This is a genomic window from Rhodococcus (subgen. Prescottella) equi (assembly GCF_003013675.1).
Taxonomy (GTDB): Bacteria; Actinomycetota; Actinomycetes; order Mycobacteriales; family Mycobacteriaceae; genus Prescottella; species Prescottella equi.
The window spans coordinates 2,885,032-2,902,881 of the sequence record NZ_CP027793.1; the positions used below are offsets into that span (position 1 = coordinate 2,885,032).

The following is a 17,850-nucleotide window of genomic DNA, read 5'->3' on the forward strand; positions in this document are numbered from 1 at the left end:
CGCTCGTCAATCGCCGGGCGTCCAACCCGTTGCCTCCGCCCAGGCCCAGGCTCGCTGATACCCCTGGTCGAACCAGGGCGCGACCGCTTCGGCGTACGCGACGTCGGCGTCGGCCTCGTGCGTGTTCTCGGCGGCCGTGGCGGACGCGGCCTGCTTGACCTCGAGGAACTCGGCACGCGCGTCCACGTCCGCACTCAGCCAGTCGCGCAGGAGCAGTGCGAACTGCTGACCGGGCCACCCCGCGACACGGATGCTGATGTGCACCGGCCGTCCGGGGTCGGCGCCGCCGTGCGTGCGCTTGTCCCACAGCCCGGGATCCGCCTCGCCCCCGACACCGTAGGTCGGCTTCGGCAGGTCCCGATCGTCGTCCGGTATGCGCGGGAACCCCGCTGCGGCGAGCGGTCCGGCCAGTGCATCCGCGGCCGCCAGGTCCTTCACCGTGATCTGGACGTCGACGAGGTCGCGGGCATCCAGACCCGGAACCGCCGTGGACCCGACGTGATCGATCCGCGTGGCCAGGTCTCCGCACACCAGTCGCAGTCGCTCGACCAGCCGCCGGCCCTGCGCCGCCCAGTCCGGATCCGCCGGGCGCACGACCGGTGGCACCGACACCGCCGTCCCGGTTCGCAGATTGGCCTCGAAGGGGACCAGGCGATCAGTGAACAGCGCGCGGACCTGCTCCCCGACCATGTCGGGAGTACCGCTGTTGTCGAGCAGGACGTCGGCGGCCTCGCGGCGCTGCGCGTCGGTGGCCTGCGCCGCAATCCGTGCCCGGGCGTCCGTCTCCGGCATGCCGCGCAGTTCGACGAGACGTCGGACTCGTTCCTCCTCGTCGACGTACACGACGAGGACGAGATTGAACGCGGGGCCCATGCGGCCCTCGACGAGCAGCGGAATGTCCTGCACGACGATTCCGTCGGCGGGGGCACCCTCGACGAGTTCCGTGGTGCGCGCCCCGATGAGCGGATGCAGGATCGAGTTGAGCAGCATCCGCGAGTCGTCGCTGCCGAATGCCTTCTCCGCCAACGCCGGACGGTTCAGCGAACCGTCGTCGTGCAGGATCGAGTCGCCGAACGCGTCGACCAGGGCCGCGAGCCCCGGGGTGCCCGGCTCGACGACCTCGCGGGCGATCAGGTCGGCGTCGACGATCACCGCACCCAATTCCGCGAGGACCTTCGACACAGTCGACTTGCCGGCTCCGATGCCTCCTGTGAGGCCCACTCTCAACACGCCGACCAGTCTCTCACCAAACACGCCGAAGATCATCTACGCACCAAATGACGGGGTTCTTCGACCTGGTCAGATACCCTTTCGGAGACCGTACGAACAGCCGATTGAATCGAGTAGGAGAAGCGCATGAGCAGCCATCCCACCCGTCCCGGTCGGCACCGTCTCGGCATGGAGAACGGCATTCACGCCATCCTCATCCCCGAGGTGGCCACGGCGCTCGCAGAGCACCGTCGCAACTGGTTCACCAGTATCCTGAGCCCCGCTCGCCACAGCTTCGCGACCATCAAGAAGCGCACGGCGACCATGCCCACCCGATGGGTGCCTGCCGCGGCGGGCTGACCACCCGCACAGGACACGCACTGTGGCCCGATCCCCGCCGGGATCGGGCCACAGTCGTCTCTCCCCCGTCATCCCTGCCCGGTTCCCCCCGCCCTCTCCGGACCCGCGTTTTGCGCACTTATCGCGCGCAGGGGCCGGCGTGTCGGCGCGATAAGTGCGCAAAACGCGGAGGGGGGGGACGGACAAAGGTGGGGACGAAAAGACAGAAGACCCCGACCCTGAGAGTCAGGGTCGGGGTCTTCCGGTCGATCAGGCCTGAATGCTCAGGCCAGCGCTATCAGGCGTTGCCCGACAGCTTCTCGCGCAGTGCAGCGAGCTGTGCGTCGCTCGCCAGCGAGCCACCGGCGGACTCGGTGGACGCGGCAGCGCCCTCGTCCGAGCCCGACTCCGAGGAGTAGTTGGTGCCCGAAGCGCCGGCCGCAGCCTCGGCAGCCTCGTCGGCAGCCATCTTCTCCATCTGAGCGGTGTGCATCTTGTGGCGACGCTCCGCCTCGGCGTAGCGGGACTCCCACTCCTCACGCTGCTTGTCGAAGCCCTCGAGCCATTCGTTGGTCTCGGGATCGAAGCCCTCGGGGAAGATGTAGTTGCCCTGCTCGTCGTACGAGTCGGCCATGCCGTACTTGGACGGATCGAACTCGGCGTTGTAGTCCTCGTTCGCCTGCTTCAGCGACAGCGAGATGCGGCGGCGCTCCAGGTCGATGTCGATGACCTTGACGAGCGCATCGTCGCCGACGCCCACAACCTGGTCCGGAACCTCCACGTGGCGCTCGGCCAGCTCGGAGATGTGCACCAGGCCCTCGATGCCCTCCTCGACGCGGACGAACGCGCCGAACGGAACCAGCTTGGTGACCTTGCCCGGAACGATCTGGCCGATCGCGTGGGTGCGGGCGAACTGACGCCACGGGTCCTCCTGCGTCGCCTTCAGCGACAGGGAGACACGCTCGCGGTCCAGGTCGACGTCGAGAACCTCGACGGTGACCTCGTTGCCGACCTCGACGACCTCGGACGGGTGATCGATGTGCTTCCAGGAGAGCTCGGAGACGTGGACCAGACCGTCGACGCCGCCGAGATCGACGAACGCACCGAAGTTGACGATCGAGGACACGACGCCCTTGCGGACCTGGCCCTTCTGCAGCTGGTGCAGGAACTCGCTGCGGACCTCGGACTGGGTCTGCTCGAGCCATGCACGACGCGACAGGACCACGTTGTTGCGGTTCTTGTCGAGTTCGATGATCTTGGCCTCGATCTCCTTGCCGACGTACGGCTGGAGGTCGCGGACGCGACGCATCTCGACGAGCGAAGCGGGAAGGAAGCCACGCAGGCCGATGTCGAGGATGAGGCCACCCTTGACGACCTCGATGACGGTGCCCTTGACGGCCTCGTCCTTCTCCTTGAGCTCCTCGATGGTGCCCCAGGCACGCTCGTACTGAGCGCGCTTCTTCGACAGGATCAGACGGCCTTCCTTGTCCTCCTTGGTGAGGACCAGGGCTTCTACCTCATCGCCCACGGAGACGACCTCGTTGGGGTCGACGTCGTGCTTGATGGAGAGCTCACGGGAAGGGATGACGCCTTCGGTCTTGTAACCGATGTCGAGAAGGACCTCGTCGCGATCGACCTTGACGATCGTGCCTTCGACGATGTCGCCATCGTTGAAGTACTTGATCGTGGCGTCGATGGCGGCGAGGAAGTCCTCGGCGGAGCCGATGTCGTTGACGGCTACCTGCGGCGAGGTCACGGTGTTGGAGGGCATGTGTTGAGTTGCTCCGGACGGGTTGTTAGTCGGTTGATGGTGTTTGTCAGACAGGCGGATCGGGATGCCGTACGTTCCGACGTAATGCCGGATCCGACCGATCTTCCGGTCCACCACGAGGTCTTCCGACGACTCCGCCGACCAAACTTCGGCCGGTGGCGATCCGCACCGAAGACACTCGCGAGCAACAGGGTACGCGACCTACGGCTAGCTGGGCAAACCCTGCCGTCACCGGCCCGGCCGCGACCGCCGACGGGCGGGCAGACAACCATCCCTGCGCGACATCTAGGCTTGACCTCCATGTCCGACGATCGTCACGCCGCCGCCATCTCCACCCTCGGGACCAGCGGGGTCGCCCGCACCCGCATCGGTTCGGACGCCAGCGAACGCGCGAGCCGCGCGTGGTGGGACGCCGACGCCGACGACTACCACCGCACGCACGGCGAGTTCCTCGGTGTCGACTCGAGCGCCGGCGAATTCGTGTGGTGCCCGGAGGGCCTCCACGAGGGCGACGTGCACCTCCTCGGCGACGTCGCCGGCAAGCGCATCCTCGAAGTGGGCTGCGGATCTGCACCGTGTGCCCGATGGCTCGCGTCCCAGGGCGCCGACGTCGTCGGTCTCGATCTGTCGATGGGGATGCTGGCCCGTGGGGTGGCCGCGATGGACGAGGCCGGTTCGCGAGTCCCCCTCGTCCAGGCCGGCGCCGAGACGCTCCCGTTCCGTGACGAGAGCTTCGACGCCGCCTGTTCGGCTTTCGGTGCGGTTCCGTTCGTCGCGGATTCGGCCCGGGTGATGGCGGAGGTGGCGCGCGTCCTGCGCCCGGGCGGTCTGTGGATCTTCGCGGTCAACCACCCGATCCGGTGGATCTTCCCCGACGATCCCGGCCCGCGCGGTCTCACCGCGACGCTCCCCTACTTCGACCGGACGCCGTACGTCGAAGTCGACGACGACGGCGTCCCGACGTACGTAGAGCACCACCGCACCATCGGGGACCGCGTGCGAGAGGCGGTCGCGGCCGGTCTCGAGGTGCGCGACATCGTCGAGCCCGAGTGGCCGGAGTGGCTCGACCGCGAGTGGGGACAGTGGAGTCCGCTGCGGGGTCAGTTGTTCCCGGGCACCGCCATCTTCGTCACCCGCAAGCCGGCCTGATCCTCACAGCAGCTTCGACAGGAAAGCCCTGGTCCGCTCCTGCCGCGGGTTGGCCAGCAGCTCCCGGGGGTTGCCGGCTTCGACGACCACTCCGCCGTCCATGAACACGAGTTGGTCGGCCACCTCGCGGGCGAAGCCCATCTCGTGGGTGACGACGACCATCGTCATGCCGTCCCTGGCGAGCTCCTTCATGACACCGAGCACCTCGCCGACCAGTTCGGGGTCGAGGGCCGACGTCGGCTCGTCGAACAGCATCAGTTTCGGTTCCATCGCGAGGGCGCGCGCGATCGCGACGCGCTGTTGCTGACCGCCGGACAGCTGCACGGGATAGGCGTCGGCCTTCGACGACAGACCCACCCGGTCGAGCAGTTCCCGGGCCTGCGCGACGGCCTTCGCGCGAGGCACCTTCTTCACCAGGACCGGCGCCTCGACGATGTTGTCCAGGACCGTGCGGTGCGGGAAGAGATTGAAGTGCTGGAAGACCATGCCGATGTCGCGGCGCTGCTTCGCCGCCGCCCGCGGGCTCAGTTCGTGCAGTTTGCCGCCGCGCTCCGCGTAGCCGACGAGTTCACCGTCGACGTACAGGCGGCCGGCGTCCACTCGTTCGAGGTGGTTGATGCAGCGCAGAAAGGTCGACTTGCCGGAGCCGGACGGACCGATCAGGCACAGCACCTGGCCGCGCGGGATCTCGAGTGTGATGCCGCGGAGCACCTGTAGCGCGCCGTAGTTCTTGCAGACTCGGTCGGCGCGGACCATTGGGGTGGTCACACCGCTCCCCCTTCGTCGCGGCGCTGGGCCTTGGCGAGCGCCTGCAGCTGCCCGGCGGTGAGGGTGCGTGAAGCGCCCTTCGAGTAGTGGCGCTCGATGTAGTACTGACCGACCATCAGGATGCTGGTGATCGCCAGGTACCACGTGGAGGCCACGAGCAGGAGCGGCACCGGGTAGAAGTTGGCGCCGGAGATGTCGCGGGCCCGGCCGTACAACTCCAGGCTGTACGGCACCGCGGCGACCAACGACGTGGTCTTGAGCATGCTGATCAGCTCGTTGCCGGTCGGGGGGATGATGACCCGCATCGCCTGCGGAAGCACCGTGCGCCGCATGGTCTGCGCCCACGACATGCCCAGAGCGGTGGACGCCTCGGTCTGGCCTTCACTCACCGAGCCCACACCCGCTCGAACGATCTCGGCCATGTACGCCGCCTCGTTGAGCGCCAGGCCTATGACCGCGAACAGGAAGGCCGCTTCGAGCGCCTGGATGTCGAAGTGCGCGAACTGGGGCCCGAACGGGATGCCCACGTCGATCGTCTTGTAGATCGACGGGAACAGGCCCCAGAACACCAACTGGACGTACACCGGGGTTCCGCGGAACACCCACAGGTAGACCCACGCCGCGGAACGCAGGACCGGGTTGGGCGACAGGCGCATGACGGCCAGGACCACCCCGAGCACGATGGCGATCACCATGGCCAGAACCGTCAACTGGATGGTCTTCCATGCGGCGGCGGTGATGCGCTTGTCGAACAGATACTGCCCGTACACGTCCCAGTGGAAGGCCTCGTTGGTCGCGGCGCCGTAGACGAACAGGCCGAACAGCGCCAGCACGACGACCGCCGCGACCCAGCGGCCGGGGTGCCGCAACGGGACCGCCTTGATGGGTTCCGGCTCGGAGGCGACCACTGCGTCCGGTGGTCGGCTCTCGTTGGCTGGCATTACTGTGTTCTCTCCTGTGTTCAGTTCGTTGCGCCGTTGACGACCGATGTGTCGATCATCCCCGCCTCGACACCCCATGCTTCGGCGATGGCCTGATACTGACCGCCGTCGATGAGGTACTGGACCGCCTGCTGCAGCACCGGGGCGAGCGGCGAACCCTTCGCGACCACCCATCCGTACGGACTGGCGTCGTACACACCGCCCGCGGGCACCATGCGGCCGTCACTGCGCTTGATCGCGTACGCGGTCACCGGCGAATCGGCCGACAGCGCGTCCACCCGCCCGAGGATGAGGGCGTTCGCCACGTCGTCCTGGCTGTCGTACTTGATCTTGCGGATCGGGGGCTTCCCGGCCGCGACGCACGCCGCGCTCTTCGCGGGCACCTCGTCGATGTCCTCGATCGTGGTGGTCTGCACCCCGACGCGCAGGCCGCACGCATCGTCCGGGTCGATGTCGTCGCCCGCCCGCTGCGCCCACTGCACTCCGGCGCTGTAGTAGGTGACGAAGTCGACACTCTTCTCACGCTCGAGGGTGTCGGTGAACGACGACATACCGAGGTCGAGGGTCCCGGCCTGGACGGCCGGGATGATCTTGTCGAAATCGGTCTGCTTGAGGTCGAGCGTCAGGCCGAGGACCGCGCCCACTGCCTCCATCAGGTCCACGTCGAAGCCCACGATCGCTCCCGACTCGTCCTTGAACTCGTTGGGGGCATAGGGCGGATTCGTGCCGATACGAAGCTCGCCGGAGGCTGCGACGTCCGGGGGCAACTGGTCGGCGATCGCGGCGACCCGTTGCACGTCGATGTCCGGCAGGACCGGAACCAACCCCTCGTCGTTCGTGACACATCCCACGGCCCCGAAGGCCAAGACGGATGTCGCGACGGCAGCGGTCACGCACCTTGCGAATCGAGCGAACACGCGCGCCTCGAACCTCCGTTTCCCGACCGGCGAACCCGGGACACACTACTGCCTGAGCGGTGCAGGTAGCGAACGCGGTCCGCGATCACCGCCGGAACACCCGGGCGATCACGGTCTCGGTGAACTCGCTGGTCGACGCCAGCCCACCGAGGTCGGCAGTGGCGACGCCCGACTCCACGGTTCGCTCGACGGCACTACGGATGCGCTCGGCCGCGGCGGCGAACGCCGGTTCGCTGCGGCGAGCCGAGATCCAGTCGAGAAGCATCGCGGCCGACAGGAAGAGCGCGACGGGGTTCGCGCGGTTGCGGCCCGAGATGTCCGGGGCCGCACCGTGCGCGGCCTGCGCCATCGCCTTCGTCTCGGACGCGTTGATCGAGGCGGCGGTCCCGAGTGATCCGGACAACTCGGCGGCGAGATCGGACAGGATGTCGCCGAACATGTTCTCGGTGACGACGACGTCGTAGTCCTCCCCGCGCCGCACCAGGTATGCGGCCATCGCGTCGACGTGCTCGTCGTCCAGGCGGACGTCCGGATAGTGCGCGGCGACGTCTCGGCACACGTCGCGGAACAGACCGGTGGTGGTGGCCAGCACGTTCGCCTTGTGCACCACGGTGACCCGCTTGCGCCGGCGCATCGCGAGCCCGAAGGCGGTGTGGGCGATGCGTTCACACGCCTGTCGTGTCACCACACCGACGGCCATCGCCACGTCGGGAGTAGGCATGAACTCACCGCTGCCCACGAACATGTTGCGGTCGGCGTAGAAGCCCTCGGTGTTCTCCCGGACGATGACCAGATCCATGCGCGGCGATACCGCGCGTACGCCGGGCAGGGCCCGCGCCGGCCGGATGTTGGCGTACAGGTCGAAGCGCTTGCGGATCGTGCCGCCCGGGGTCAGCTGCATCTGGAACGGGTCCGGATAGGACGCGCTGTCGTGCGGGCCGAGGATCCACGAGTCGAGTTCGGCCAGGGCGACGAGGGTGCTCTCCGGCATCGGTGACCCGTGCGACTCGATCGCGTCGAGCCCGATCGGCAGTGGCACCCACTCCACCTCCGGAAGCCCTGCGGCCGACATCGCGGCGTCCACGACGTCCCGGGCGGCGGGCACGATCTCCCGTCCGATGCCGTCGCCCTGCAACGAACCGAGACGCAGATTCCGCAAATCTCCTGTGCTGACGCTCCCCACGCGACAATCATTACTCACGATGGTCCAGTCCGTGGAGTTGCTGCTCGACCCCGACATCGACGCAACCGTGCGTGCCGAATGGCGCCGGCTCTCGTCCGCGCGCCTGCCCAGCCAGGACCGCATCACCGCGGAGTCGAACCGGCCGCACGTCACGATGGGGGTGGCCAGCCATATCCCCGACGACATCGAGGACGCGCTGGTGCGGGAACTTCCGTCGGCCCCACTCCCGATCCGGCTCGGCGGCGTCGTGGTGTTCGGTGGCCGGCGGCTCACGTTGGCGCGGCTGGTGGTCCCGACCACGGAACTCCTCACACTGCAGCGGATCGTCTACGAGCTGATCGCGGACTGCGAAGGGGTGCCCCCGCACATCGTGCCCGGCGAGTGGACGCCGCACGTCACGCTGTCGCGCCGCATCCAGTCCACCGATCTCGGTACCGCCGTCGTCGTCACGCGTGCCGGTAGTCGCGACGTGGTCGGCACCTCGGCGGGAATCCGGCGGTGGGACTCCGACGACAAACGTGAGTGGCGAATCACACGTCACCCTTGAGCAGTGGAAACAAACCGCGGCGGCCGGGCGTGTTCCGCGATCCGGAAGAATTCGGGCCGACGGAGCGTTGTACCGGCCAATCAGCGGATATCCCGAGTCAGCGGATATCGATGACGACTCCCCCGAAAGGACCCTTCGTGGCTACCCAGACCCTCACCCAGCAGAACTTCAAGCAGACCGTCGAGGACAACGACATCGTGCTCGTCGACTTCTGGGCGTCGTGGTGCGGCCCGTGCCGCAACTTCGCGCCGACGTTCGATGCGTCGTCGGAGAAGCACCCCGACGTCGTGCACGGCAAGATGGACACCGAGGCCGAGCAGGAGTTCGCCGCCGGCGCCGGGATCCGCTCGATTCCCACGATCATGGCGTTCCGCGAGGGCGTGCTCGTGTTCAACCAGGCGGGTGCGCTGCCGCCGGCCGCGCTCGAAGACCTGATCACCCAGGTCAAGGCGCTCGACATGGACGCGGTCCGCGCGGAGATCGCATCGCAGACGGGGAACTGACCCCGGCACGCCACGAGAGACGGAAACGCCGGGCGCACCGATCGGGTGCGCCCGGCGTTTCCCTGCACGGTCAGTGCGCCGCGGCGTCCCAGCTGCGTCCCGTGCCCACCGACACCTCGAGCGGCACCGACAGATCGATCGCCGCCGCCATCTTCTCGCGAACCAGCTGCTCGACCCGCTCACGCTCGCCCGCGGCGACCTCGAGGACGAGTTCGTCATGTACCTGCAGGAGCATCCGCGACGCCAGCCCGGCCTCGCGGAGTGCGCGCTGGACGTCGATCATCGCGACCTTGATGATGTCGGCAGCGGTGCCCTGGATGGGCGCGTTGAGAGCCGCGCGCTCGGCCACTTCCCGACGCTGACGGTTGTCGCTGTTGAGGTCCGGCAGGTAACGCCGACGGCCGAACAGGGTCTCGGTGTAACCCACCTTGCGGGCCTGCTCGACGACCTCGTGGAGGTAGTCGCGGACCCCGCCGAAGCGTGCGAAGTACGCGTCCATCTGCTGACGGGCTTCCTCGGTGGAGATCTTCAGCTGCGCCGCCAACCCGAACGCGCTCAGCCCGTAGGCGAGACCGTACGACATCGCCTTCACGCGGCGCCGCAGTTCCGGCGTGACCTCCTCGATCGGTACACCGAACGCGCGCGAGCCGACGAAGCTGTGCAGATCCTCGCCGGTGATGAACGCCTCGATCAGGCCCGCGTCACCGGACAGGTGCGCCATGATGCGCATCTCGATCTGGCTGTAGTCGGCGGTCAGCAGCGTCTCGTAGCCCTCGCCGACGACGAACCCGTCGCGAATCTGACGGCCCGCGTCGGTGCGAACCGGAATGTTCTGCAAGTTCGGCTCGGTCGACGACAGTCGTCCGGTCGCCGCCACGGTCTGGTTGAACGTGGTGTGGATCCGTCCGTCCTCGGCCACCGTCTTGAGCAGACCGTCGACCGTCACCTTGAGCCGCGTCGCGTCGCGGTGCTCGAGAAGGTGCTCGAGGAACGGGTGCTGCGTCTTCTCGAACAGGGACTGCAACGCATCCGCGTCGGTGGTGTATCCAGTCTTCGTCTTCTTGGTCTTCGGCATGTCGAGTTCGTCGAACAGCACCACCTGCAACTGTTTCGGCGAACCCAGGTTGATCTGCTTGCCGATCACCGCGTAGGCAGCCTCGGCCGCCTCGGCGACGCGCGCGGCGAACGCCGACTGCAGGTCGTGCAGATGCGTGGTGTCGACCGCGATGCCCGTCGACTCGAGGTTGGCGAGCACCTCGAGCAGCGGCAGTTCCATGTCCGCGAGCAGGCCGGTGGCCTCGATGTCGGCGAGTTCGGTGTCGAGCGCCGCGGCGAGATCGAGTACCGCCCGCGAACGCAGGATCTCACCCTCGGCCGCCTCCGCGTCGGCCGCATCCTCGTCGTCGAGGAGCGAAAGCTGTTGCTGGCCGGACTCTTCCACCCGAAGCTCGCGCTTGAGGTAGCGCAGCGACAGATCATCGAGGTTGAAGCTCCGCTGGCCGGGACGCACGAGGTACGCGGCGAGTGCGGTGTCGCTGGTGAGACCCGCCAACGTCCAGCCGCGTCCGCGCAGCGCATGCGTCGCCCGCTTCGCCTCGTGCAGCGCCTTGGGCCGGCCGGCATCCGCAAGCCAGTCCGCGAGTGCCGCCTCGTCCTCCGGCGTCGCCGTCGTGGTCGAGATGTAGGCCCCCTCGCCGTCGGGCGCCGCGATCGCGACGGCGGTCACGTCACCGCCGTAGGGAGTGGTGGTGCCGACGACGGAGAGCCCGTGCCGCTCCCCGGTGGACGCATGTTCGGCGATCCACGCCGCGACCTCGCCCGGCGCGAGAGCCCGTCCGCTGACCTCGAAGCCTTCCTCGGCCTCGGGTTCGGTGGAACTGAGGGTCGCGAACAACCGGTCGCGCAGCACCTTGAACTCGAGGTCGTCGAACAGCGCGTGGATACGCTCGCGGTCCCACGGGGCGAGCGCCAACTGGTCCGGCGTGTACGGCACCGCGACGTCGCGCACCATCTCGGTGAGGTGCCGATTGAGGAGCACGCTGTTGACGTTGGCGCGCAATGCATCCCCCACCTTGCCGCGCACCTTGTCGACGTCGTTGACGAGGTTCTCGAGGGAGCCGTACTCACGAATCCACTTGGCCGCGGTCTTCTCCCCGACACCGGGAATGCCGGGCAGGTTGTCGCTCGGGTCGCCGCGCAGCGCCGCGTAGTCGGGGTACTGCTGCGGGGTGAGGCCGTACTTCTCCTCGACCGCCGCCGGAGTGAAGCGCGTCAGATCCGAGACACCCTTGCGGGGGTAGAGCACCGTGACGTCGTCGGTGACCAACTGCAGCGAATCGCGGTCGCCCGTCACGACCAGCACCCGGTAACCGAGCGCCGTGGCCTGCGTGGTGAGGGTGGCGATGACGTCGTCGGCCTCGAATCCCTCGATCGCCATCACCGGGATGCCCATCGCCGCGAGGACGTCCTTGGTGATCTCGACCTGCCCCTTGAACTCGTCCGGGGTCTTGCTGCGATTGGCCTTGTACTCCGGGAACGCCTCGGCGCGGAACGTCTGCCGGGAGACGTCGAATGCGGCGGCCACGTGCGTGGGCTGCTCGTCGCGCAGAAGATTGATGAGCATGGACGTGAACCCGTAGACCGCGTTGGTGGCCTGACCGCTCTGCGTCTTGAAGTTCTCGGCCGGCAGGGCGAAGAACGCGCGGTACGCCAGCGAGTGCCCGTCGAGGAGCATCAACGTCGGGCGGTCGGAACCGGACGCGTCGGCGGTAGCGGGAGTGGTGGACGAGGACGTGGTTGCGGGGCTCACGGTTGACCAGTCTAGGGAGGAGGGCCGACACCACGGCCCGTCGTCCCCGCGCGTCGCCGACCGGAACCCCCGCAAACCCGCTCAGGCGGGGGAACTGCCTCCGCCGAGAGTGTCGAGGACCACCTCGGCGACGGCCTTCATGGTCGTCCGGCGATCCATCGCGGCCCGCTGGATCCACTTGAACGCCTCGGGCTCCGACAGGTTCTGTGACTGCATCAGCATTCCCTTGGCACGTTCGATGACCTTGCGCGTCTCGAGTCGATCGGACAGGTTCGCGACCTCCCGCTCGAGCAGCGAGATCTCGACGAAGCGGCTTGCCGCCAGCTCGACTGCCGGCACCAGATCCGACTTCGAGAACGGCTTGACGAGGTACGCCATCGCACCGGCGTCTCGGGCCCGCTCCACCAGTTCGCGCTGGCTGAATGCGGTGAGGATCACCACGGGCGCGATGCGCTTCGCGGCGATCTCGGAGGCGGCGTCGATGCCGTCGCGTCGGGGCATCTTGACGTCCATGATCACCAGGTCCGGACGGAGTTCTTCCGCCAACTCCACAGCGCGCTGGCCGTCGCCGGCCTCACCGACGACGTCGTAGCCCTCCTCGCGGAGCATCTCGACCAGGTCGAGCCTGATCAGGACCTCGTCTTCCGCCACCACCACGCGCCGCGGCCGTCGTTCCGTGCCCTGCGCGGCGGGAGCGTTCATGGTCACCTGTCTCCTCGGGGGTCGGCGCCCGCCGAATCGGGGCGCGAACGCTTCGAGGGTACCGGTGGTTTGACTGTGCTCCGTGATCTTCTAGAGTAGGAACCCGCAGGACGCCCTCGTATCCCAATTGGCAGAGGAAACGGATTCAAAACCCGTGCAGTGTGAGTTCGAGTCTCACCGAGGGCACCACACAACTTCCGGAATTCGACGGGACCATTCGGCTACCTCGGCGTGTCGCCGGGAACGATGTCGATCGACGATTCCGATCGACGATTCCGATCGACGACTCCCACGAGTGATTCCTACGAGTAAGGCCCCGAGATCTCGCGATCCCGGGGCCTTCTCGGTCTCCCCTACCAAAAGGAGCAACTCCAGAGTGCCACAACTCTGCGGGTGCGCCCACTACGTACAAGTGTGAAATCGATGGTGAAAATGCCGCGCGGGGCCTCGACGCACTCGTAACCGCGCTCGACGTGCGGGCCTCGACCACCAATTTCCCGGAGGAAGTCCCGTATCGACGACCGGTGTCCGGCGGGCCCGAGTGACCGGCGCGACGCTCTCCGCCTCAGGCGACGTCCGCGAGCGAGTCGAGGATGGCCCGGTAGTGCAGGTGCGCCATGAAGTGGCCGCCCGTCCCGATGTTCAACGTGGACTTCGGGATTCGCGTCGCGAGTTCGGCCGGCCATTCCCGCGGAATCAACTGGTCCGCGTCGCCCCACCATACGTCGACCGGCACCTCGAGATCCTCCGGCTCGAAGCCCCACGGCCGCATCCACGCCCGGTATTCCTCGACGACGCCCGCCGGATTCCTGAGCCCCTCGTCGATCATGGCCGCGAACACCCTCGGTTCGCTGTCGACCAACTCCGCGTCGGCGGGGGCGAGCGTGCGCGACGAGATCCGCGCGAACTGCCGCGGCATCGCTCGGGCGAGCACCGACAGACCGCGGAAGGACGCCTCCGCGAGCCCCGGACAACCCACCGACATCCGCGTGAACAGCCGATCGATCCGGGGCAACCGCGCGAACGTCCCCGCCTCGGTCAGCGGCAGTGCGCCCGCCACGATCGCAATCCGACTGATGCGGGACGACAACGCGTATCCGAGCGCGGCCGCATACTGCCCGCCCATGGACCACCCGAGCACGCCCATCCTCTCGACGCCGAGCTGATCGGCCAGTTGTTCGACGTCGGACGCCCAGTCGAGCACTGTCCGTCCGGGGCTCGGATCGGACAGCCCGATCCCGGGGCGATCCGGTGAGATGAGCCGGATCCCGGCCGCCTCGGCGACCGGGGCGGCGGCTCGGATGTCGAGTCGGCAGGACAGTCCGCCGTGGGCATTGACCACGACGAAGCCGTCTGCGGGACCGTAGTCGGCGAATCCCATCGACCGACCGTCACGCAGACTGATCACCCGATCCTCGGGCCTGACAGTCACTCTGGGCACAACGCACCTCCGACGAGTCGCCATCACGATAACGGTCGGTCGCCCGACAGTGACGGACTTCACCGCCGGGATTCGACGCGTGTTCACCGGCACGGCCCGGACCCGCCGTTTTCGGCCTTCCTCCAGGTAGGCCCGTGTCGTCCGTTTCGGTCGTTTGGTCTTCTTCGCAGGGGGCGTCACTCCTCACGCCCGGTCCCGCTGGCCGGACGTTCGACATGTTCCGCGGCCCGCCGCCGGGCACGAGGCCGCACCGCCGTCCGGTGGATGGGATCGCACGTCGGGAATCAGTTAACTCATGCCATACTGCAACCCGTTCTCTTGCCGGTCACCCACTCGACCGGCCGATCAGGCTCGACAAGCAGATGAGGTTTGCATGAGCGACACCGCCACACCGGCCGTCGAAGGCTGGTTCACCACCGGGCCGGAGCCGGCCCTGATCGGCACCAAGTGCCGGTCCTGCGGCACGATCTCGTTCCCGCGGGAGACCACCTTCTGCAAGAACCCGGCGTGCTCCGGCGAGGAGTTCGACGACGTCGAGCTGTCCCGCTTCGGCAAGGTGTGGTCGTACACCGACGCGCAGTACAAGCCGCCGGCCCCGTACATCCCCACGACGGATCCGTACGTGCCGTTCGCGCTCGCCGCCGTCGAACTGCCCGAGGGTCTCGTCGTCCTCGGCCAGGTGGCCGACGGCTTCGGCGTCGCGGACCTCAAGGTGGGCAACCCGGTGGAGCTGGTCGTCGAGACCCTCTACACGGACGAGTCGGGCGACCGCAGCATCTGGCGTTGGAAGCCGCTCGCGGCAGCAGAGAACGGGGCACAGGCATGAGCAACAACGATGTGGCCGTCCTCGGCGTCGGCATGCACGCGTGGGGCAAGTGGGGCCACTCGTTCGTCAAGTACGGCGTCGCCGCGGCCCGCGCCGCGCTCGCCGACTCCGGAGTCGACTGGAAGGACGTCGACCTGATCGTCGGCGGTGAGACGGTCCGCAACGGCTACGGCGGCTACGTCGCGGGTGCCACCTTCGCACAGGCCCTCGGCTGGAACGGCGCCCGCGTCGCGACGTCGTACGCGGCGTGCGCCACGGGTGCACAGGCCCTGGACACGGCTCGTGCGCGCATCCTCGCCGGCCTGTCCGATGTGGCCCTGGTCGTCGGCGCCGACACCACCCCCAAGGGCTTCCTGGCTCCCAACGCCGGTGAGCGCTGGGACGATCCGGACTGGCTGCGCTTCCGCCTGATGGGCATGACGAATCCCGGCTACTTCGCGCTCAACGCCCGCCGTCGCATCGACCTGTACGGCGCCACCGTCGAGGACTTCGCGGCCGTCAAGGTCAAGAACTCCAAGCACGGCCTGAACAACCCGTACGCGCGTTACCGCAAGGAGGTGGCCGCCGCCGACGTTCTCGCGTCGCCGATGGTGGCGGATCCACTGCACCTGCTCGACATCTGCGCCACCTCCGACGGCGGTGCGGCGATCATCCTGACGTCGATGGAGTACGCCCGCAAGAAGGGCATCGTCGATCCTGTTCGTATCAAGGCGATTTCGACGGTCACGCCCACGTTCCCGCAGACGATCATGGACATGCCGAACTTCTCCACGGAGTCGGCGTCCGCGGTCCCCGCGCCGGAGCGCACGTTCAAGGAGTCGATCGGAGACGCCGCCTACGAGGAGGCCGGCATCTCGCCCGAGGACGTCGACGTCGCCGAGGTCTACGACCTCGCCACGTCCGTCGAACTCGACTGGATCGAGGACCTGGGCCTGTGCAAGCGCGGCGAGGCCGAGCACCTGCTGCGCGCCGGCGACACGACGATCGGTGGCCGCATCCCGGTCAATCCGTCCGGCGGCCTTGCATGCTTCGGTGAGGCGGTCCCCGCCCAGGCACTGGCCCAGGTCTGCGAGCTCACGTGGCAGCTGCGCGGACAGGCCGAGGGCCGCCAGGTCGAGGGTGCCCGCGTCGGCATCACCGCCAACCAGGGCCTGTTCGGCCACGGCTCGTCGGTGATCGTCTCGGCCTGACCCTCGGAGAAGTCGTCTCGAAGAGCTCCCGCCCTCGCGGACGGGAGCTCTTCCTTCTTCCCGAAGCCCCTGTGCACCAGCTAGGTTCGAGTGATGACCGACCTCGATGCCATCGACGAGCACGTGCGGCCCCACCTGGACTCGTCGGCACTGCTCGTCATCGACGTGCAGAACGACTTCCTCGACGGCGGACCGCTGCCGGTGCCGGGCACCACGGCGGTACTTCCCCGGCTGGTCGAGCTGGTGGGGGCCTTCCGCCGTGCGCACCGGCCGATCGTGCACGTGGTCCGGATCTACGACGGCGACGACGTGGATCCGGTCCGTCGTACCGCCGTCACGCGCGACGACGCCCGCATCGTCCGCCCCGGCACCGAGGGGTCCCGAATCCCACCCCAGCTGCTCCCGCCCGGAGCCCCTGAACTCGATCCGGACATTCTCCTGCGTGGTGAATTGCAGCCGTTCGGCGACGCGGAGGCCGCGCTGTGGAAACCACGCTGGAGCGCCTTCCACCGCACAGGGCTCGAAGCCCATCTCGCAGGAGCGGGCGTCGACACCATCGTCGTCGCGGGGTGCAACCTGCCGAACTGCCCGCGGGCCACCCTGTTCGACGCGAGCAGCCGCGACCTGCGGACAGTGCTCGTGACCGACGCGACGTCACAGGTGAGCGACGAGCGTCTGGCCGACGCACGGTCCATCGGCGTCGTGCCCATGACCGCAGCAGAAGTCGGCGGTGCGCTCCGGTCAGCCTTCTGACCAGCAATTTTGCTCGGGTCGCGGCGCATGTGCCGTTCGTGACCGACGCACGCTATCGGGTCACGAGGGCGTTTCGCGCGGCTAGCGAATGTGACCTGGGACACCTTCAGGCAGTGACCCTGGTCACATTCCGTACTCGAATGCGCCCCCGCCTGACCGCCGGTTTTCACCCGCCCACCTGGGCCGACTGTGGAAGTCTCGCCCCGAACACGCACATGCGTACCAGAAAACAGACCCGTGACGTGACGGAGAGTCCCACCTAGCGTCGATCACGGCTCGAACCGAAAGAGCCCGCCGCCGATCCGCTTTCACCGTCGGACTGCCCGCCGGATCGGAATGGCAACCTCCAGGGCAGACGTGAGGGATCGCACCGTCGGCGCCCTTCGTGCGGCGCCGGCCGGAACCCTCACCATCAGTACGGAGAGGACACCATCGATGCCGAAGTCCATCACACGCTTGCTCGGCGGCCTCGCCGCCTCCACCGCGGCCGTCGCCGCGCCCCTCGTCGTCAGCACCGGGACGGCCCACGCCGCCTCCGGCGACTGGGATGCCGTGGCGCAGTGCGAAAGCGGCGGAAACTGGTCCGCGAACACCGGAAACGGCTACTACGGTGGCCTGCAGTTCAGCGCCGGCACCTGGAGCGCTCACGGTGGTTCCGGTCTGCCGCACAACAATTCCCGCGAGGAACAGATTCGGGTCGCCGAGGGTGTGCTGGCCTCGTCGGGCCCGGGAGCGTGGCCGTCGTGCGGACAGTACCTGTGATGCACACCTGAGCGAAGGGGCCGTTCGTGCGCCCGGGGCG

Annotated in this window: 17 protein-coding genes and 1 tRNA gene; 9 read left to right on the forward strand and 9 right to left on the reverse strand. The window is 68.0% G+C overall.

Going from position 1 to position 17,850, the window contains the following annotated elements:
• Nucleotides 1–6 precede the first annotated feature (6 nt).
• Nucleotides 7–1,230, reverse strand: a complete 1,224-nt coding sequence (coaE, locus tag C7H75_RS13465) for a dephospho-CoA kinase (protein ID WP_201790123.1) — start codon at nucleotides 1,228–1,230, stop codon at nucleotides 7–9.
• 126 nt (nucleotides 1,231–1,356) lie between these two features.
• On the opposite strand from coaE, the gene C7H75_RS13470 reads away from it, so the two are divergent.
• The gene (locus C7H75_RS13470; protein ID WP_022596185.1) at nucleotides 1,357–1,569 is read left to right on the forward strand and encodes a hypothetical protein; all 213 of its coding nucleotides are present in this window, start codon (nucleotides 1,357–1,359) and stop codon (nucleotides 1,567–1,569) included.
• A gap of 277 nt (nucleotides 1,570–1,846) precedes the next feature.
• Here C7H75_RS13470 and rpsA read toward each other — a convergent pair whose 3' ends face one another.
• Entirely contained in the window at nucleotides 1,847–3,319 is a 1,473-nt protein-coding gene (gene rpsA, locus C7H75_RS13475; protein ID WP_013416161.1) for a 30S ribosomal protein S1, read from the reverse strand.
• A 300-nt stretch (nucleotides 3,320–3,619) separates the two neighbouring features.
• On the opposite strand from rpsA, the gene C7H75_RS13480 reads away from it, so the two are divergent.
• Nucleotides 3,620–4,468: a class I SAM-dependent methyltransferase gene (locus C7H75_RS13480; protein ID WP_005512900.1), complete on the forward strand. Its 849-nt coding sequence runs from the start codon at nucleotides 3,620–3,622 to the stop codon at nucleotides 4,466–4,468.
• Nucleotides 4,469–4,471: 3 nt separating this feature from the next.
• Here C7H75_RS13480 and C7H75_RS13485 read toward each other — a convergent pair whose 3' ends face one another.
• The 4 genes from C7H75_RS13485 to C7H75_RS13500 form a co-directional block, all read right to left on the reverse strand.
• Nucleotides 4,472–5,224: an amino acid ABC transporter ATP-binding protein gene (locus C7H75_RS13485; protein WP_022596191.1), complete on the reverse strand. Its 753-nt coding sequence runs from the start codon at nucleotides 5,222–5,224 to the stop codon at nucleotides 4,472–4,474.
• Between the two features lie 8 nt (nucleotides 5,225–5,232).
• Nucleotides 5,233–6,177, reverse strand: a complete 945-nt coding sequence (locus C7H75_RS13490; RefSeq protein ID WP_005512898.1) for an amino acid ABC transporter permease — start codon at nucleotides 6,175–6,177, stop codon at nucleotides 5,233–5,235.
• A gap of 20 nt (nucleotides 6,178–6,197) precedes the next feature.
• Nucleotides 6,198–7,070: an ABC transporter substrate-binding protein gene (locus C7H75_RS13495; RefSeq protein ID WP_022596194.1), complete on the reverse strand. Its 873-nt coding sequence runs from the start codon at nucleotides 7,068–7,070 to the stop codon at nucleotides 6,198–6,200.
• Nucleotides 7,071–7,179: 109 nt separating this feature from the next.
• Complete coding sequence (locus tag C7H75_RS13500; RefSeq protein WP_022596196.1) at nucleotides 7,180–8,253, reverse strand: isocitrate/isopropylmalate dehydrogenase family protein; 1,074 nt, start codon at nucleotides 8,251–8,253, stop codon at nucleotides 7,180–7,182.
• 43 nt (nucleotides 8,254–8,296) lie between these two features.
• Here C7H75_RS13500 and C7H75_RS13505 point away from each other — a divergent pair, with 43 nt between their 5' ends.
• Nucleotides 8,297–8,824 (forward strand): 2'-5' RNA ligase family protein, encoded by a 528-nt coding sequence (locus C7H75_RS13505; protein ID WP_005512893.1) that lies wholly within the window; start codon nucleotides 8,297–8,299, stop codon nucleotides 8,822–8,824.
• A gap of 137 nt (nucleotides 8,825–8,961) precedes the next feature.
• Nucleotides 8,962–9,327, forward strand: a complete 366-nt coding sequence (trxA, locus tag C7H75_RS13510) for a thioredoxin (protein WP_013416164.1) — start codon at nucleotides 8,962–8,964, stop codon at nucleotides 9,325–9,327.
• A gap of 70 nt (nucleotides 9,328–9,397) precedes the next feature.
• Here the strand turns inward: trxA and polA are convergent, their stop codons facing one another.
• Together polA and C7H75_RS13520 are read right to left on the reverse strand one after the other, a co-directional pair.
• The gene (gene polA, locus C7H75_RS13515) at nucleotides 9,398–12,136 is read right to left on the reverse strand and encodes a DNA polymerase I (RefSeq protein ID WP_084848797.1); all 2,739 of its coding nucleotides are present in this window, start codon (nucleotides 12,134–12,136) and stop codon (nucleotides 9,398–9,400) included.
• An 81-nt stretch (nucleotides 12,137–12,217) separates the two neighbouring features.
• Nucleotides 12,218–12,838, reverse strand: coding sequence for an ANTAR domain-containing response regulator (locus C7H75_RS13520; protein WP_022596204.1), 621 nt, complete (start codon nucleotides 12,836–12,838; stop codon nucleotides 12,218–12,220).
• 112 nt (nucleotides 12,839–12,950) lie between these two features.
• Between C7H75_RS13520 and C7H75_RS13525 the strand changes: the two genes are divergently transcribed.
• A tRNA-Leu gene (locus C7H75_RS13525) sits at nucleotides 12,951–13,027 on the forward strand.
• A gap of 376 nt (nucleotides 13,028–13,403) precedes the next feature.
• Here C7H75_RS13525 and C7H75_RS13530 read toward each other — a convergent pair.
• Nucleotides 13,404–14,303: an alpha/beta fold hydrolase gene (locus tag C7H75_RS13530; RefSeq protein ID WP_106852014.1), complete on the reverse strand. Its 900-nt coding sequence runs from the start codon at nucleotides 14,301–14,303 to the stop codon at nucleotides 13,404–13,406.
• A gap of 349 nt (nucleotides 14,304–14,652) precedes the next feature.
• Here C7H75_RS13530 and C7H75_RS13535 point away from each other — a divergent pair, with 349 nt between their 5' ends.
• The 4 genes from C7H75_RS13535 to C7H75_RS13550 all read left to right on the forward strand — a co-directional run bounded on the left by C7H75_RS13535 (nucleotide 14,653) and on the right by C7H75_RS13550 (nucleotide 17,810).
• On the forward strand, nucleotides 14,653–15,105 hold the full coding sequence (locus tag C7H75_RS13535; RefSeq protein ID WP_005512885.1) for a Zn-ribbon domain-containing OB-fold protein: 453 nt from the start codon (nucleotides 14,653–14,655) through the stop codon (nucleotides 15,103–15,105).
• On the forward strand, nucleotides 15,102–16,295 hold the full coding sequence (locus C7H75_RS13540; RefSeq protein WP_005512883.1) for a lipid-transfer protein: 1,194 nt from the start codon (nucleotides 15,102–15,104) through the stop codon (nucleotides 16,293–16,295). Before C7H75_RS13535 ends, C7H75_RS13540 begins: the two co-directional genes overlap by 4 nt.
• A 93-nt stretch (nucleotides 16,296–16,388) precedes the next feature.
• On the forward strand, nucleotides 16,389–17,048 hold the full coding sequence (locus tag C7H75_RS13545) for a cysteine hydrolase family protein (RefSeq protein WP_084848796.1): 660 nt from the start codon (nucleotides 16,389–16,391) through the stop codon (nucleotides 17,046–17,048).
• Nucleotides 17,049–17,483: 435 nt separating this feature from the next.
• Nucleotides 17,484–17,810, forward strand: a complete 327-nt coding sequence (locus C7H75_RS13550) for a transglycosylase family protein (RefSeq protein ID WP_022596206.1) — start codon at nucleotides 17,484–17,486, stop codon at nucleotides 17,808–17,810.
• Nucleotides 17,811–17,850: the final 40 nt, after the last annotated feature.